Consider the following 15,741-nt stretch of genomic DNA (forward strand, 5'->3'; position numbering starts at 1 on the left):
GACATCACGGCGCTGCTGCAGCCCCGGATGGACGCCGTCTACATCGGTGACGCACCCGTGTCGTCGCTGACCACCGTGAACGACCAGCTGAACAACCTCTTCAAGGTCGCCCAGTAGAAGACCGGGATGCCTACCGCCACCAGTGCTTGCCGTTGGTGGCGTTGTAGTAGACGGCCTTGTACGCGGCGTCGGCGATCGTTCCGCAGCCCCGCGGGTTGCCATGCTTCGCGCAGATCGTCAGCATGTCCTGCTTGAACCGGTTGTTCACGCGGTCGAGACTGGCCGACGACGTGTCCAGCCCCTGGTGCTTCGGGCCGAACGTCTTGTTCCCCAGGTCGTGCCGGTGGCAGGCGTCGAGAAACATGGCGTCGAGATCGATGAACCAGGGTGCCGAGCAGCCGTCGGTGTCCCAGTTCAGCGGATCCCTCGACTTCTCGAGGCCGCGCTGGACGGCGACGAAGTTGTCGAGGCTCATGTCCTGAAGGCTGCGGGCCTCGCCGAGCATGTCGGCCCGCGAGGAGCTGCCGACCTTCGTGCTGCGCCCGTCCCAGACGACGTATCCGGTGGTGAAGAAGTTGAGCCGGCCGCCCGCCCACGGACCGGCGGCGTCCACCTCGTCGGTCAGCGGCATGCCCAGCCGGCCCTCGGCGTATCCGTTTCGGGCGTACACCTCGTTGATCTCGCCATGCACCTCGTGGGTGCCGGTCGGGCCGGAGAAATAGATCGAACCGTTGGTGAAACGGCTGCCGTACCGGCCGTTCGAGAACGATTCCCCGCTGGTCGGCAGGCCCAGAACACCACGCTCGGCGGCCATGGAGAAGTACTTGTCGCGGATGACGCCGCGTACGTCCCAGGCGCCGGTTCCGGCCGACCAATAGATCGACCCGGTGCGGAAGTGCTGCCCACGCCCGTTGTTGACGACGGCGAACTCGCCACTGGTGGGCGCGCCGAGAGGGCCGTCCGGGCCGCCGAGGGCCTGGTAGCGGGCGCGGATGTCGAAGCAGACCGGAGTTCCCGCGTACGGGGTGCAGCCGGAATCGCCGTTGCCATAGTGCCGGGCGGTGCCGTACGCGTACACCTGACCGGTGCTCGACATCGCGACCACCCCGCGACCGTCGCCGGTCAGGTCGAGCGCCGTCATCTCCCCGCTGAACCGGGTCGGGTTGGGCTGGGCGGTCGCGCTCCCGTAGGCGTAGAACTGCCCGGCCGAGCTCATCGCCATCACACCCTGGCCGTCGGCGGTCAGGTCGAGGCCGACGATGCGCCCGGAGAAGCCCGACGGGTTCTTCTGGGCCCGGGCGGTGCCGTAGGCGTAGAACTGCCCGATCGAGCTGACCGCCATCGCGCCCCGGCCGTCCGCGGTGAGCGCCACGTCGACGATCTCGCCGCCGAACCCGACCGGATTGTTCTGGGCCCGGGCGGTGCCGTAGGCGTAGAACTGCCCGGCCGAGCTGACCGCCATCGCGCCCTGACCATCGGCGGTGAGCGCGACCCCGACGATCCGGCCGCTGAACCCGACCGGGTTCGGCTGGGACCGGGCCGTGCCGTAGGCGTAGAACTGGCCGGCGGAGCTGACCGCGAGCGCCCCGCGGCCGTCCGCGGTGAGCGCCACGTCGACAATGTCACCGGTGAAGCCGGCCGGGTTGCGCACCGCGGACGCGCCGCCGAACGCGTACATCTCGCCGCGCGTCGACGACAGCAGGTATCCGTCCCCGCCGGACCGGGCCGCGATGCCCGTGAAGGCCCGGCCGACCGCGGCGTCCGCGTCGCCCAGCAGCAGCGGGCTCGCCCCGCCGATCAGGGCCGCGGTCAGCAGGGCGGCGCCCACCGTCCGCCGTGGACGGCGCGTCCGGTGCGGACGCCGGTGCCGGGCCGGTGGGGGAGGAGAGGATTGATTCGCCTGATTCACTCGAACGACTCCAGCCATAGGTCCGATGGCGGTTGATGTCACCGGTCGCAAGACCGGCACCGGCCGCCACCGGTGCCGGCCCGCTCCTGCGAACCGCACTCCGCTCCCCGCGACGGTCACCGTTCACCGAGGAATGTTTCGCGGTCTCAACCTAGGAAGGCCCGACCCGGCGCGATAGCGGGGAAAGCCCTCAGAATCGCGCCGCGGAATGCGAACACCCATGAGGCGAATCATCTTCGGAAGAGCCGGCAACGCCGGAAAGATCAACTCTGCTGTGCGTCCAACCAGCGGAGGATGGCGAGGACGCGCCGATTGTGGTGGGAGTCCGTCGGCAGGTTGAGCTTCCGGAAGATGGCGGTCAGGTGCCGTTCGACGGCGGGCTCGCTGATCAGCATCCGCGCGGCGACAGCCCGGTTGCTGAGCCCGGAGGCGACGTGCCGCAGCACCTCACGCTCGGCCGGGGACAGCTCCTCGGGCGCGGCGTCGGAGATGCGCTGGGCGATGATCGCGTCCAGGACGAGTTCGCCGTCGGCCACCCGGATGATGGCGTCCTTGAGCACCTCCTCGTCGCGGACGCGGTCCTTGACCAGGTAGCCGACGCCGCCCGGGATCTGCTCGACGAGTCGCCGCGCGTAGGCGTGGAACTCGTATGTGGAGAACACGAGTATCCCGACCCGAGGGTGCAGGCGATGCAGCTTCTCCGCGACACGGAATCCCTCCCCGTCGCCGGACGGGGGCATGCGGGCGTCCAGGACCACCACCTCGGGTGGATCGGCCGCGACGCCGGCCAGCAGCGCGGGCCCGTCGCCGACGGCGAGGACGACGTCGAATTCCAGGGCGCGCAACAGCTGCGTGAGGCTGGTCCGGAAGATCGCGCTGTCCTCGGCGAGTGCTACTCGCACGGGATCACCCCCTCGATGACCGTGCCCTCGCCGGGTGCACTGGTGATGGTCAGTTCGCCCCGCAGCGACCGGACACCCTCCCGGAGCGCCTCGAGCCCCGAATCGGGTTCGGCGCGGGCCCCGCCGCGCCCGTTGTCGCTGATCCGCACCGTGGCGACCCCGTCGGCGACTCCGGTGGTCACCGCGACCGCGGTCGCGTCGGCGTGCTTCAGCGCGTTGTTCACCGCCTCACTGGCCAGCCGGTACATCAGGAACTCGACTTCCAGGGGTGTCCGCCGATCGTCGATGTCCAGGGTGATCGGCAGCGGGACGCCGTCGAACTTGCGGCGGAGAGCGGAGTGAAGGCCCTCCTCGAGCACCTCGGGATGGATGCCGCGGGCCAGGTCGCGCAGCTCCTTGACGGCCACCTGCACCGCGGCCTGCGCGTCGTTCACGGCGTCGCCGAGCTCTGTGGTCTGGTCGGTTCCACCCATCTGCCGGCGCAGGTGGACGCGGATCCGGGTCAGGTGCGCCTGCACCGCCTGCAGGGTCGAGTTGACCCCGTCGTGCAGCTCGTGCCCGATGCGTTGCATCTCGTTCAGCGACGCCCGGGTCAGGCGCCGGCGTGATCTCTGCGACTGGGACAGCTTGGTGGTCAGGTCTCTCTGCAGCACCCCGTCGTTCAGAGCGATGCCGCACGCCACGGCGGCGGCGCGGACGGCGTTCTCCCGGCGGTGCAACGTGGGGTCGACCAGGAGCGCGCCGATCGATCGGCCGCCGCGGTCCGGGACCTCGACCTGCCAGCGCGTGTGCTCACCCAGCTCCAGCGGATAGCCGCTCGGCGCCAGGTAGCCCGACGGCGACGCGGACCGTACGGCGAGCACCAGGGTCTGATCGTCGAGAACGCGCCGGAGGGCGGCCTGCATCTGCTCGATGGTCTCGCTGCGGGAGATCAACCGGATGTCGTCCTCGCTGAGCCCGCTCTTGAGCCGGCGCTGCAGGATGCTCACGATGAAGGCGACCGGAGCGACCAGGGCCGCGAGCGTGGAGAGAGCGCGTAGTCCGTCGGTGAAGTGGCCTCTCACGTGCAGTTGGACCGCGATGAGATACAGCCCGCCGACGACTCCGATCGAGACGGCGGCCGCCGTCGCGGGCAACATGTCCGCGCGTTCGAGACCTTGCGAACGCCGTACCCGGTAGATCAGCAGCACGGGCAACATGAGAGCCAGCACGGTCACACCGCCGCCGACCACACTGCTGACGAGTTCGGACAGCGGCCGGTCGGCGACGATCGTGGGCCACCACGCGCCGGCATCCCACCGTTTCCATTCCGGCCGGGAGAGCGCGGCGACGACAAGTTTGCCGCCGAAGACCCACACCGCGAGCGTCACGAAGTAGACCTGCTCATGGCGACGCCGGAGCGCCGGTTCGGGATAGCGCACGAGGGCCAGCCCGCCGACGACGAACCACCCGTATCCGAGAACGAACGAGATCAGCGGAACCGGGCCCACGTGCCATTCCGGTGGCCAGATCCACCACCACGACACGGCATAGCAGAAGGAAGCACCGATCATGCCCCAGCCGAGCCGGCCCGTGCGGCCGTCGGAGAGCAGGAACGCGCCGGTCGCGGCGAACGAAGCGACGTCCAGCAGGTAGAGGACGCCCAGGAGGAAGTCGTCCTCCCACCGGGGCGCCCACGACAACCCGGCGAAGACCCCGGCGACCACGGTGGCGATCACCGGCCCCCACCCGACGACACGTCGGCCCGCCGCCCCGGTGTGGACATCGACCATGGTTCCGATGCTGGCCGAGAGCCGCCGCACCTGGCAATGGCGATCAGCCGGCCGGGGAGCTGGATCTTGATATTGAGGGGAAACCCTCAAAATTCCCGGTGCTACTGCGCGGTGCGCAGCGGCTTCAGGGCCTCGCTCACCTTGGCCAGCTCGTCGAGCACGGCGGTGGCGGCGGCGACGGTGGTCTCGTTCGGGGTGAACTGGCCCGTGTCGTCGATGAGGTTGCGGACGAACGGGATGTTCACCGACTCCGGGATCATGAACATGCGCAGCGCGTACGCGGTGGTCTGCAGGGCCAGGGCCGAGCGGGTGCCGGCGGAGACGCCGCCGTAGCTGACGACGCTGGCCGGCTTGTAGTTCCACTCGGCGTGCAGGTAGTCGAGGGCGTTCTTGAAGGCCGCGCCGAGGCCGTAGTTGTACTCGGGGATCACGAAGACGATCGCGTCGGCGGCGTCGACCTTCTCGCTCCACCGCTTGGTGTGGTCGTTCTGGTAGTTGCGCAGCCGCGGGTGGTGCGGCTCGTCGAGCAGCGGCAGGTTCTCCTCGGCCAGGTCGGCAACCGTCACCTGGAAGCCGCCGTGGGCCTTGGCCGCGTCGACGAACCACTCGGCGACGGTCGGGCCGACCCGTCCCGGACGCGTGCTACCGACGACCACCAGTAAATTGAGCTCGCTCATATCGTTCCCTCGGACGCGAAGTATTTGCGTAAGCAACTTTAACGGATCCGAGGGTGGCCCGTGTGCCCCTGAGTCAGAAGCATCACATGCCTATCTTTCCGGCGATCAGCTCTGACTTTACCGGGCGGACAACGGCAAGGCTGCCCCATGCGCCGGCGTACGGGCCGCGCCGCCGTCAGGCGGCCACGGGCGTGTGGCAGCCGCAGGACTCGCGGTGCTCGATCGAGGCCGGCAAGCGGATCGTCCGGGGCTCGCGCCGCTGGTCACCCAGGCGTTGCAGGGCCATCTGCACCGCCCGGCTGCCCATCGCGTGGAACGGCTGGGCGATCGACGTGACGCTGGGCGAGACGATGTCGGCCCACTCCAGGTCGTCGAAGGCCACCACGGCGAGATCCGACGGCACCCGTACGCGTTCCCGCCGGATCGCCCCGAGCAGGCCCATCGTCATGTTGTTGTTGCCGCAGAACACCGCCGACGGTGGGTTCGGTCCCCGCAGCATCTCCTCGGCCGCCGCGTAACCGCCGCGGACCGTGGACCGGCCGTCCCAGATCAGCGCGGGGTCCACGTCCAGGCCGGCGCCCTCGTGGGCCAGGCGGAAACCGGTCTCACGCTCGCGTGACGTGGACAGGCCGGTCAAACCGGTGATCATGCCGATCCGGTCGTGGCCGGCCGTGATCAGGTGCTCGATCAGGCGCCGTGTGGCCAGGGTGTTCTCGGAGCCGACCTGGTCGAAGCCGCGGTCCTCGAGACGGTCGGCGAGCACGGTGGCGACCCGCGCGTCGCGCAGCAGCGGGCGGGTGCGGTCGCGCCAGCCCGCCGTCGGCACCACGATCATCGCGTCGACGTTGCGGTCGAGCAGTGCCCGCACGGCCGACGCCTCCTTGGCCGGGCTCTCCCCGCTGGCGCTGAGCAGCAGCGTCGCCCCGGCCCGGGCGGCCTCGGCGTCGATGCTGTCGATCAGCTCGCCGAAGTACGGGCTGGACATGGCCGGCAGCACCACGCCGATGGTCAGCTTCGTCTCGCGGGCCCGCGCCACCCGCATGTCGTAGTAGCCGAGCGCCTCGGCCGCCTCCAGCACCCGGGCCCGGGTCTCCGCCCGGACGTGCCGCGTGCGGTTGAGCACGTGCGAAACCGTCGTCAGCGACACCCCGGCCGCCTCGGCGACGGAACTCATCGTGATCACGTCGTCTGTGTTACCCGGGGGTGTCGAGCTTGCGCAAATGCTTGCGCAAACAGTGGAGCCGCATGGCCCTCGATTCTTAGCCTCGACGCAATCCACCCGGTAACGACCAGCGCAGATGTGCTCACGTCGCGGTTTCGGGGTTTGCGCAAGAGGAGTCGAAGAGATGTCTACCGAAGTCCAGCGGGCCATCGACGAGGTCGCGACCGCCGTCGAGAGCGTCACCGAGGCGGAGCTCGACGCCATCGTGGACGAACTGCTCGCGGCCCGGCGGATCGCCGCTTTCGCCGGTGGCCGCGAGGGTCTGGTGATGCGCGGGCTGGTCATGCGACTGTTCCACGCCGGTCTCGACGTGCACTACCAGGGCGAGATGACCACCCCGCACATCGGCGAGGGTGACCTGCTGATCCTGTCGTGCGGGCCGGGCAACATCTCGATGGTCGAGGCCCTGGCCGGTGTCGCCCGGCGGGACGGCGCCCGTCTGCTCTATCTGACCGCGCAGCCGCAGAACCCGCCCGCGGACAAGGCCGACGTCGTGGTCAAGATCACCGCCCAGACGATGGCCGACGACCAGGCGTCCCAGGCCGTGCTGCCCATGGGTTCCGCGTACGAGATCGCGCTCTTCGTCCTGGTCGACCTGATCACCAACCGGGTCCGCGAGCGCCGCGCCGAGTCGGCCGAAGCGCTGCGCTCGCGCCACACCAACCTCGAATAACCCTGCGACACGAACGCCAACCAAACCGACATATCCCCCTTAAGGAGCCACACCAGCATGCGGGTACGCACCCACCTCCGTTGGATAGCCACCGCCGGCGCCGCCGCCCTGCTCGTCTCCGGCTGCTCGGTCGACTCGGGCGGCAGCAGCGAGGGCGGCGCCGCCGCCGGCGCGGCCAGCCCGGCCGCCAACTGCGCGATCGCCACCGCCGCCGACCCGGGCAACTCGCAGCCCGCCGACGACACCCCGATCGCCGAGAACGCCCCCAAGCTCGCCCAGAAGGACACCTACCGGGTCGCCTTCAGCCAGAACGCCAACAACGGCGCCTGGCGCATTGCCGAGACCCAGAGCATGCAGGACGAGGCCAAGCGTCTCGGCTACCAGATCCAGGTCACCGACGCTCAGAACAACCAGTCCAAGCAGATCCAGGACATCCGCAGCCTGATCGCGCAGAAGCCGGACGCGCTGTTCGTGGCCCCGATGACCGAGGAGATCGGCACCGTCATCGGCGAGGCCAAGGCGGACGGTATCCCGGTCTTCCTGATCGACCGCACGGTCTCGGACTCGCAGGCCAAGGCGGGCACGGACTACGTGACGACCATCGTCTCGGACTTCGTGCAGGAGGGTAAGCGCGCCGCGTACGCCCTGGCCAAGGCCACCGGCGGCACCGGCAAGGTCATCGCGCTCGAGGGCACCACGGGATCGTCCTCGGCCGTCGACCGCAAGAAGGGCTTCGAGGACGCGCTCAAGGAGTGCCCCGGCCTCGAACTGGTCGCCACCCAGGACGCCGACAACCAGCGGGCCCGGGCCCAGGACATCACCGAGTCGCTGCTGCAGGCCAACCCCGACGTGACCGCCGTCTATGCCCAGGGCGACGACATGGCCATGGGCGCGATCGCCGCGATCCGGGCCGCCGGCAAGGTGCCCGGCAAGGACATCCTGGTCGTCTCGGGTGACGGCTCCAAGGAGGCGCTGCAGGCGATCGTCGACGGCACCATGGCCGCCAACGTCGAGTGCAACCCGCGCTTCGGCCCCAAGGCGTTCGAGATCATGAAGCAGTACGCGGCCGGCGACGACGTACCCACCAAGATCCTCAACGAGGACCGGCTGTTCGACGCGTCCAACGCCGCCGAGTTCGTGAACCAGGCGTACTGAGTGCGATGACCGACGTGACCCATGAGGGCCCGCTGCTCGAGATGCGCGGGGTGACCAAGTCGTTCCGCGGCGCGCGGGCCCTCGACGACGCGACCATGACGGTCGGCCGCAACCAGATCCGGGCGCTGATCGGGCAGAACGGCGCCGGCAAGTCCACCCTCATCAAGATCTTGACCGGTGTGTACCGGCGAGACGGCGGCGAGGTGCGGCTCGACGGCAACGCGGTCGACTTCCGCTCGACCGCCGACGCCCAGAAGGCCGGCGTCGTCACCATCTATCAGGAGGTGAACCTGGTCCCGAAGCTGTCGGTGGCCGAGAACATCTTCCTGGGCCGGTTCCCGCGCCGTCGCGGCTTCGTCGACTGGGCCACCATGCGCTCCGGCGCCCGCGACGCCCTGGCCAAGCTGTCGCTCGACATCGACGTGACCCGCCCGCTGGGCAGCTACCGCGTCGCCACCCAGCAGATGACGGCGATCGCCCGCGCGGTGTCGCTCGAGGCGCGGCTGCTCGTGCTCGACGAGCCGACGTCGTCGCTGGCCGAACGCGAGGTCGAGACGCTGTTCGGCGTGATGCGCTCGCTGCGTGACTCCGGCGTCAGCATGGTCTTCGTCTCGCACCGCATGGACGAGCTCTACGAGATCTGTGAGGACGTCACGGTGCTGCGCGACGGCCGTACGGTCGCCGAGGAGAGCCTGGCCACGCTCAACCAGTACGAGCTGGTCAGCAAGATGCTGGGCCGGGCGGCGGAACAGGTGGCGTCGGGTGCCCGCACCTCGGCCCGTCCGAAGCAGCAGGCCGAGCCGGTGCTCGCGGTGAGCGGCGCGGCGTCGGCTCCGCGTCTGCGTGACGCTTCGCTTGCGGTGTACGCGGGTCAGGTCCAGGGCGTGGCCGGGCTACTCGGCTCCGGCCGTTCGGAGCTGCTGCGCTCGGTGTTCGGCGCCGACCCGCTCGACGCCGGCGAGATCAAGGTCAACGGCAGGACCGGTTCCCTCCGTACGCCGGGGGAAGCGATCGCCGCCAGGGTCGCGTTCCTGACCGAGGACCGCCGGGCCGAAGGCATCGTTCCCCACCTGTCGGTGCGCGACAACCTGACTTTGGCGCTGCTCCCGAAGCTGACGAAGCGCGGCATCGTCGACCGTAAGCGGCAGAGGCAGATCGTCACCGACTACATCGCCCGCCTCGGCATCAAGGCCCAGGCCGACCAGCCGATCGTCGAGCTCTCCGGCGGCAACCAGCAGAAGGTGCTGCTCGCCCGGTGGCTGGCCACCGAGCCGGCGGTGCTGCTGCTGGACGAACCCACGCGGGGCATCGACGTCAGTGCCAAGGCCGAGATCCTGGCGCTGGTCGACAAGCTGGCCGCGGACGGCATGGGCGTGCTGCTCGTCTCGTCCGAGCTGGAAGAGGTCGTCAGCGCCTGCGACGACGTGACCGTGCTGCGCGACGGCGTGTCGGTGGCCCGGGTCTCCCTCGACCGGCTCTCGGAGGAGTCGCTGATGGCCGTGATGGCGAGCGGCGAGGCGGTGCCGCCGTCCGAAGCGTCTTCGCCGGACGTGCCCCAGAAAGACAAGGCTGATGACTGACCTCGCGACGCGGCCGGCCGAGACCTCGGTCCTCCGCAAGATTGACTGGCCCACGTTCATCCGGCGCTACGGCGCGGCGATCGTGCTGGCCCTGCTGGTCCTGTTCAACATCATCTTCACCGAGAACTTCCTGGACCTGCGCAACATCCTGTTCGTGCAGCTGCGTCAGGCGGCGCCGACCGCGATCGTCGCCCTGGGCATGGCCCTGGTCATCGCGACCGGCGGCATCGACCTGTCGGTGGGCGCCGTGGTCGCGCTCTCCGGCCAGGTCACGGCGGTGTTCCTGCTCGACGGCGTGCCGCCCCTGGTCGCGCTGCCGATCGGCATCCTGGTCGGCGTGGCCGCGGGCCTGTTCAACGGCACGCTGGTCTCCCGGTTCGGCATCCAGCCCATGATCGCCACGTTGGTGCTGTTCACCGCCGGGCGCGGCCTGGCCCAGGTCGTCACCGGTGGCCGCATCCAGACCGTGAACCAGCCGATCGTCGAGTTCCTCGGGCTCGGCGTGGTCGCGGGGCTGCCCATCTCGGTGTTCTCGCTGATCGTGGTCACCGTCGCCATCATGCTGGTCACCCGCTTCACCCCGGCCGGAACCAAGCTGCTGGCGGTGGGCGGCAACGAGCGTGCGGCCGGCCTGGTGGGCATCCGCACGAAGCGGGTCAAGACCATGGCGTACGTGGTCGCGGGTGGTCTTGCCGGTTTTGTCGGCCTGCTCGAACTGGGCCGCATCCAGGCCTCGGACGCGACCAACGCCGGGCTCAACATGGAGCTGGACGCGATCGCGGCGGTCGCCGTGGCCGGCACGACGCTGGCCGGCGGCACCTTCTCGCCCGGGCGCACGATCGTCGGCGTCCTGATGCTCCGGCTCCTGCAGAACACCCTGGTGGCCCACGGCATCCCCCGTGAGGTCGCCCAGATCGCACAAGGACTCATCATCGTGGCTGCCATCTATCTGCTGCGCCGCTCGCGGGACGCGCGATGAGCGCCGCCACCGCCGACGTCGCGACCGTCGGGCACCGGCTCGCCCTCCAGCGTCGCGGCACGGTCGCCGTCCTCGTGCTGGTCGTGCTGCTGGCGTCGCTGCGTTACGGCGACGCGTTCTACTCCGGGATCAACCTGACCTCGTACTTCGACGACGCGGTCAAATACTCCCTGATCGCGCTGGGCATGACCTTCGTGATCATGACGGGCGGCATCGACCTGTCGGTCGGCTCGGTGATCCTGCTGGCCGGCGTGGCCGGGGGACTGGCCAGCCCGCACGGCGCGGTCGTGGCGGTGCTGGTCGGCGTCGGCACGGGCGCGGCGGTGGGCGCGGTCAACGGCCTGCTGATCGCGCACTCGCGACTCGAACCGTTCGTGGTCACGCTGGCCACGCTGCTCTGGGCCCGCGGGCTGGGCCTGCAACTGGCCGACACGCAGACCGTGGTCTACGGCAGCGGGGCGCTGACCTCCCTGGCCCGCGACAAGATCTTCGGGCTGACCACGGGATTCTGGCTCATGGTGGTGCTGTTCGTGATCGCGGCCGTGGTGCTCAAGTTCACGGCGTGGGGCCGTACGGTGCTGGCCATCGGCGACAGTGAGGAGTCGACCTCGCTGCTCGGCGTGCCGACCCGGCTCAACAAGTTCTCGGTCTATCTGCTCTCCGGTGCGCTCGCGGGCCTGGCCGGCGTGGTGCTCGGGTCGCAGACCGGCTCGGTCAGCATGGACACCGGCGTCGGCTGGGAACTGATCGCGGTGGCGGCCGTGGTGGTGGGCGGCACGCTGCTCACCGGCGGCGTCGGCTCGATCGGCGGCACCCTGGCCGGCCTGCTCCTGCTGCAGGTCATCTTCACGATCATCAACTTCGAGAACGGCCGCGGCGGCATCGAGATCAACTCGTACTGGCAGAACGTCGTCCGCGGCGCCTTCCTGCTCGTCGTGGTGCTGCTGCAGACCGGCGTGGGCCGCGGAAGGAAGAAGTCGTGACGGCGACCATCGGCGGCCCGCCGACCCTGCCCTGGGACACGACGACGCTGCACTCGCTGCGCCAGCGGGTCGAGGACCGCCTGCTGGTGCAGGACCGGGTGCTGATCGGCCTGACCGGCCCGCCCGGCGCCGGCAAGTCCACCATCTCGGAGCTGCTGGTCAGCGGTCTCGACGAGCTGCTGCCGGGCCAGGTCGCGCTGGTGCCGATGGACGGCTACCACCTGGCCCAGTCGGCGATCGAGCGGATGGGCCTGGCCGACGTCAAGGGCGCCCCCGAGACGTTCGACGGCGCCGGCTACGTGGCCCTGCTCCAGCGGCTGCGGCTGGAGACCGACACCACGGTGTACGCCCCCGAGTTCCGCCGCGAGATCGACGACGCCGTGGCCGCGGCCGTCGCCGTCCCGCCGCGCGTCCGCGTGATCATCACCGAGGGCAACTACCTGCTGCTGGACACCGCTCCCTGGACCCAGGTGCGGACCCTGCTGGACGAGGCCTGGTACGTCGAACTCGACGACGGCACGCGCATAGACCGCCTGGTCGAACGGCACGTGCGCTTCAAGGACGACCCGGTCACGGCCGAACGCCGCGCCCGGGGCTCCGACCAGCGCAACGCCGACCTGGTGGCCCGTTCCAAGAACCGGGCCGACCTGGTCCTCGTCCACGGTTGACGCCCGCGGGGCCGCGCGGCAGCCTCTGCCCCGCGTGCCCTGCGGGCCGCGCGCGGGGTGGGGGCGCTATCGTCGCCGCATGGGGCGGGGGCGCGAGGCCAACCTGGGTCTCGAACTGCGAGGGGCGCTGCGCGCGTTCGGGTTTCCGCCGGTGGCCAAGGCCCGCCGCGACGGACTGCTGGCCGTCGGGGGTGACCTCGGGCCCGAGCGGCTCCTGGTGGCGTACGCGAACGGGATCTTTCCCTGGCCCTCGTCGGGCTCGGAGTCGTTGCCCTGGTTCTGCCCGAGCCCCCGCACCGTGATCGTGCCGGGGGAGATCAGCGTCAACCGCAGCACACGCCGGGTCGTGCGGCGGGCGCCGTTCACGCTCACCTACGACCGGGCGTTCCCCGAGGTGATCGCGGCCTGCGCCACCGTTCCGCGCGACGACGACGGCACCTGGATCACGCCCGCCATGCTGCAGGCCTACATCCGGCTGCACGAGCTCGGCTTCGCCCACTCGGTCGAGGCCTGGAACGGGCCCAAGCTGGTCGGCGGTCTCTACGGCGTGTCGCTGGGCGGCGCCTTCTTCGGCGAGTCCATGTTCCACCTCGAGTCCGACGCGTCCAAGGTGGCCCTCGTCGACCTGCTCGACCAGCTCCACATGTGGGACTTCCAGCTGGTGGACTGCCAGATGACCACCCCGCACGTACGCCGTCTGGGCGCCGTCGAGTTGCCCCAGCCCCAGTTCCAGGCGCGGTTGGCCAAGGCACTGGAGCGGGACACTCGACGGGGACCCTGGGAGCGGGTGCGTTAGGCCACCGTGGCCGGGAAACGCTGCCACACCCGGTGCTTGGCCAGCAGCGGCTGCAGTTCGGTCAGCGCCGCCGAGCCCGAGTCGGCGCTGATCACGCCGGGGGAGCCGGCGATCCCGGCCTGAGCCAGCACGTCGGCGCCGCCACCCCACGCGGCGATCGCCTTGGCGTGCCGCCAGGCCTCCTCGACCAGCAGCAGCACCCGCGGGTCGACGGTGAGCGAGGCCTCGGCGCCCGCCTTGGCGTCCCGGGCCGGGGCCGCGTCGGGGGCGGGGGCCGGGGCGCCCGCGAGCAGGATGGCGTCGAACTCGACGGACCGGGCGGTGGCGAACGTGCGCTGCACGGTCACGCCGTCGATCTCGCCGCCGTGCGGGGCGATCACCAGGGGCGTCATGCCGGCGTTGAAGATCTCCGTCCGGACCGCGGCCACCCCGTCGAGCCCGGCCGCCGGGTCGACGACGATGCCGATCAGCCGGCCGTCGGCGGGCCACTCGCCGGTCACCTGCGACAGCGCCGGGCTCGGCTCGACCTCGACGAACTCGACCGTCGGCGACGGCACGGGCAGGCCCAGACCGGTGGCCACCTGTTCGCACAGCACCGGGTCGATGTTGGCCAGGCACTGCACCTGGCGCTCCTTGATCGCCTGCTCGTAGCACTTGGCCAGCTCGAACGTGTACGCCCGGATGATGTGCTCCTTCTCGACCGGCGACATGCTCAGCCAGAACTGGCGGACCTGGCTGTAGTGGTCGTCGAACGAGACCGGGTTCTCGCGCACCTTGGTCGACTCGGCCACCCGTACGGGAATGTCGAGGAAACCGGTGTCGGTGGTGGACGGGTTCCCGCCGTCGAGCGAGTTCGGCCGGTACGGCGCCACGCCACCGTGCACCGCGTGCTGGTGGAAGCCGTCCCGCAGCATGTCGTTGACCGGGCAGTGCGGCCGGTTGATCGGGATCTGCGAGTAGTTGGGGCCGCCCAGCCGGGTGAGCTGCGTGTCCACGTACGAGAAGAGCCGGCCCTGCAGCAGCGGGTCGTTCGTCACGTCGATGCCGGGCGGCAGGTGCCCGAGGTGGAACGCGACCTGCTCGGTCTCGGCGAAGTAGTTGGTCGGCACCCGGTTGAGCACGAGCTTGCCGACCCGCTGCACCGGGGCCAGCTCCTCCGGCACGATCTTGGTCGGGTCGAGCAGGTCGATGCCGGCGAACGTCTCCTCCGGGGTGTCGGGGAAGACCTGCAGGCCCAGCTCCCATTCGGGGAAGGCGCCGGACTCGATGGCGTCGTACAGGTCACGGCGGTGGAAGTCGGGGTCGACACCGGAGGCGATCTGGGCCTCCTCCCAGTCCAGCGAGTGCACGCCCAGCTTCGGCTTCCAGTGGAACTTGGCCAGCACGGTCTCGCCGGCCTCGTTGATCAGCCGGAACGTGTGGACCCCGAAACCCTCCATGGTCCGGTAGGAGCGGGGGATGCCCCGGTCCGACATGTTCCAGATGGTGTGGTGCTGGGCCTCGGTGTGCAGCGAGACGAAGTCCCAGAACGTGTCGTGGGCGCTCTGGGCCTGCGGGATCTCGCGGTCGGGGTGCGGCTTGCCGGCGTGGATGATGTCGGGAAACTTGATCGCGTCCTGGATGAAGAACACCGGGATGTTGTTGCCGACCAGGTCGAACGTGCCCTCGTCGGTGTAGAACTTCGTCGCGAACCCGCGCGTGTCGCGTACGGTGTCGGCCGAGCCGCGTGAGCCGAGCACGGTCGAGAAGCGTACGAAGACCTGGGTCTCCTTCCCCTTGGCGAGGAACCCGGCCCGGGTGAGGTCGGTGGCGGTGCCGTAGCCGGTGAACACGCCGTGGGCGCCGGCGCCGCGTGCGTGCACGACCCGCTCGGGGATGCGCTCGTGGTCGAAGTGCGTGATCTTCTCACGGAAATGGTGGTCCTGCAGCAGGATCGGCCCGCGCGGCCCGGCCTTCAGCGAATGGTCGGTGTCGCGCAGCCGCGCGCCCTGGGCGGTCGTAAGGAACTCTCCCTGCTGACTCTTCAGCGTCTTGTCGGCGCCGGTGGGGGCGCCGGTCGGCGTGACGGTCTCGGGGGCGTCCTGCTCGCTCTTGGGCGGCAGCGGCTCGATCGGCGTTGTCGGCTCGTCGACCGTCGGGGTGCCGCTTCCCGGCGAGCCGGGGATCCGGTCTCCGAGCGCCTCGGCGACCTTCGACGCGGCCTTGTTGGCGGCCTTCTTGACGGCCTTCTTGGCTTCCATGAACCCGGTCCTCCAAAAACATTTGCAACATCGCAAAGGAATGACGGGACTCGGCTACCCGGGGCCCGGGTCGACAAACTGGAACCAATAAGAAAAAAGAACCGGTTTCCCCGTACGCATGACACGCGCGCGGCGGGGTACGCGGGGTTCTTTTCAGGCCGGGGGCCAGGGCGGTCGAGTTCCGC

At 70.0% G+C, this 15,741-nt stretch carries 13 protein-coding genes; 7 read left to right on the plus strand and 6 right to left on the minus strand.

Annotation, left to right across the window (positions count from 1 at the left end):
• Window positions 1-130 precede the first annotated feature (130 nt).
• From JIG36_RS54110 to JIG36_RS22170, 5 genes are all read right to left on the minus strand, one after another.
• A complete protein-coding gene (locus JIG36_RS54110) occupies window positions 131-1,828 on the minus strand; it encodes a phospholipase A2 (protein WP_203378291.1) in 1,698 nt (565 codons plus the stop codon).
• A gap of 344 nt (window positions 1,829-2,172) precedes the next feature.
• Window positions 2,173-2,811: a response regulator transcription factor gene (locus tag JIG36_RS22155; RefSeq protein ID WP_203378292.1), complete on the minus strand. Its 639-nt coding sequence runs from the start codon at window positions 2,809-2,811 to the stop codon at window positions 2,173-2,175.
• Window positions 2,802-4,583, minus strand: coding sequence for an ATP-binding protein (locus tag JIG36_RS22160; RefSeq protein WP_203378293.1), 1,782 nt, complete (start codon window positions 4,581-4,583; stop codon window positions 2,802-2,804). Before JIG36_RS22160 ends, JIG36_RS22155 begins: the two co-directional genes overlap by 10 nt.
• Window positions 4,584-4,684: 101 nt before the next feature.
• Entirely contained in the window at window positions 4,685-5,260 is a 576-nt protein-coding gene (locus tag JIG36_RS22165) for an NADPH-dependent FMN reductase (protein ID WP_203378294.1), read from the minus strand.
• Window positions 5,261-5,435: 175 nt separating this feature from the next.
• Window positions 5,436-6,434 carry a LacI family DNA-binding transcriptional regulator gene (locus JIG36_RS22170; protein ID WP_203378295.1) on the minus strand — a complete coding sequence of 333 codons (999 nt, stop codon included), beginning with the start codon at window positions 6,432-6,434 and terminating at the stop codon, window positions 5,436-5,438.
• Between the two features lie 172 nt (window positions 6,435-6,606).
• Here JIG36_RS22170 and JIG36_RS22175 point away from each other — a divergent pair, with 172 nt between their 5' ends.
• From JIG36_RS22175 to aat, 7 genes are all read left to right on the plus strand, one after another.
• Window positions 6,607-7,155: a phosphoheptose isomerase family protein gene (locus tag JIG36_RS22175; protein WP_203378296.1), complete on the plus strand. Its 549-nt coding sequence runs from the start codon at window positions 6,607-6,609 to the stop codon at window positions 7,153-7,155.
• A gap of 57 nt (window positions 7,156-7,212) precedes the next feature.
• Window positions 7,213-8,310: an ABC transporter substrate-binding protein gene (locus JIG36_RS22180; protein WP_203378297.1), complete on the plus strand. Its 1,098-nt coding sequence runs from the start codon at window positions 7,213-7,215 to the stop codon at window positions 8,308-8,310.
• 5 nt (window positions 8,311-8,315) lie between these two features.
• Window positions 8,316-9,890: a sugar ABC transporter ATP-binding protein gene (locus JIG36_RS22185; RefSeq protein WP_203378298.1), complete on the plus strand. Its 1,575-nt coding sequence runs from the start codon at window positions 8,316-8,318 to the stop codon at window positions 9,888-9,890.
• Window positions 9,883-10,869 (plus strand): ABC transporter permease, encoded by a 987-nt coding sequence (locus JIG36_RS22190; protein ID WP_203378299.1) that lies wholly within the window; start codon window positions 9,883-9,885, stop codon window positions 10,867-10,869. The genes JIG36_RS22185 and JIG36_RS22190 overlap by 8 nt, the downstream gene beginning before the upstream one ends.
• On the plus strand, window positions 10,866-11,852 hold the full coding sequence (locus tag JIG36_RS22195) for an ABC transporter permease (RefSeq protein WP_203378300.1): 987 nt from the start codon (window positions 10,866-10,868) through the stop codon (window positions 11,850-11,852). Before JIG36_RS22190 ends, JIG36_RS22195 begins: the two co-directional genes overlap by 4 nt.
• Window positions 11,849-12,520 (plus strand): nucleoside/nucleotide kinase family protein, encoded by a 672-nt coding sequence (locus JIG36_RS22200; protein ID WP_307872852.1) that lies wholly within the window; start codon window positions 11,849-11,851, stop codon window positions 12,518-12,520. Before JIG36_RS22195 ends, JIG36_RS22200 begins: the two co-directional genes overlap by 4 nt.
• Window positions 12,521-12,599: 79 nt before the next feature.
• Window positions 12,600-13,316 carry a leucyl/phenylalanyl-tRNA--protein transferase gene (gene aat, locus JIG36_RS22205; protein WP_203378301.1) on the plus strand — a complete coding sequence of 239 codons (717 nt, stop codon included), beginning with the start codon at window positions 12,600-12,602 and terminating at the stop codon, window positions 13,314-13,316.
• Here the strand turns inward: aat and JIG36_RS22210 are convergent.
• Window positions 13,313-15,556, minus strand: a complete 2,244-nt coding sequence (locus tag JIG36_RS22210; protein ID WP_203378302.1) for a catalase — start codon at window positions 15,554-15,556, stop codon at window positions 13,313-13,315. The two genes, aat and JIG36_RS22210, sit on opposite strands and share 4 nt — an antisense overlap.
• Between the last annotated feature and the right edge of the window lie 185 nt (window positions 15,557-15,741).

This window comes from Paractinoplanes ovalisporus (assembly GCF_016834655.1).
In the GTDB taxonomy this organism is placed as follows: Bacteria; Actinomycetota; Actinomycetes; order Mycobacteriales; family Micromonosporaceae; genus Actinoplanes; species Actinoplanes ovalisporus.

Bases quoted from the DNA above. Each gene is read 5' to 3' on its own strand.
- JIG36_RS22160 (WP_203378293.1), bottom strand. From the start codon at position 4,583: ATGGTCGATGTCCACACCGGGGCGGCGGGCCGACGTGTCGTCGGGTGG.
- JIG36_RS22165 (WP_203378294.1), bottom strand. From the start codon at position 5,260: ATGAGCGAGCTCAATTTACTGGTGGTCGTCGGTAGCACGCGTCCGGGA.
- JIG36_RS22170 (WP_203378295.1), bottom strand. From the start codon at position 6,434: ATGAGTTCCGTCGCCGAGGCGGCCGGGGTGTCGCTGACGACGGTTTCG.
- JIG36_RS22175 (WP_203378296.1), top strand. From the start codon at position 6,607: ATGTCTACCGAAGTCCAGCGGGCCATCGACGAGGTCGCGACCGCCGTC.
- JIG36_RS22180 (WP_203378297.1), top strand. From the start codon at position 7,213: ATGCGGGTACGCACCCACCTCCGTTGGATAGCCACCGCCGGCGCCGCC.
- JIG36_RS22185 (WP_203378298.1), top strand. From the start codon at position 8,316: ATGACCGACGTGACCCATGAGGGCCCGCTGCTCGAGATGCGCGGGGTG.
- JIG36_RS22190 (WP_203378299.1), top strand. From the start codon at position 9,883: ATGACTGACCTCGCGACGCGGCCGGCCGAGACCTCGGTCCTCCGCAAG.
- JIG36_RS22195 (WP_203378300.1), top strand. From the start codon at position 10,866: ATGAGCGCCGCCACCGCCGACGTCGCGACCGTCGGGCACCGGCTCGCC.
- aat (WP_203378301.1), top strand. From the start codon at position 12,600: ATGGGGCGGGGGCGCGAGGCCAACCTGGGTCTCGAACTGCGAGGGGCG.
- JIG36_RS22210 (WP_203378302.1), bottom strand. From the start codon at position 15,556: ATGGAAGCCAAGAAGGCCGTCAAGAAGGCCGCCAACAAGGCCGCGTCG.